The sequence below is a fragment of the Methylocapsa sp. S129 genome (genome assembly GCF_009765995.1).
GTDB lineage: Bacteria > Pseudomonadota > Alphaproteobacteria > Rhizobiales > Beijerinckiaceae > Roseiarcus.
On the sequence record NZ_LMUI01000044.1, the window covers coordinates 1 to 254 of the forward strand.

1 pseudogene is annotated in these 254 nt (G+C 64.6%); it reads left to right on the forward strand.

What is annotated here, in order from left to right:
- Positions 1–254 (forward strand): annotated as a pseudogene (locus GSQ90_RS23340) (transposase); the annotation flags it as partial.

Genomic DNA, 254 nt, shown 5'->3' on the forward strand with positions numbered 1-254 from the left:
GACATCGTGCGCAGCGGCTGCGTTGTCGTGCGCAAGATGAGCGGCGATCGAGCAGGGGAGATCGCCGCGCACCGGTTTCTGGGATCGTCCCAAGTGACGCCCGAGGCCATCATGTCGGGTTTTTCCCGGCGCACGGCGCAGGCTTGCCGTGGGCGTTTTATTGTCGCTGCGCAGGATACGACAGAGATCAACTTTTCTGGCGCCGATCGCGACCGTCCAGGACTGGGGCCTGCGGGCGATGGCAAGAGCCTTGG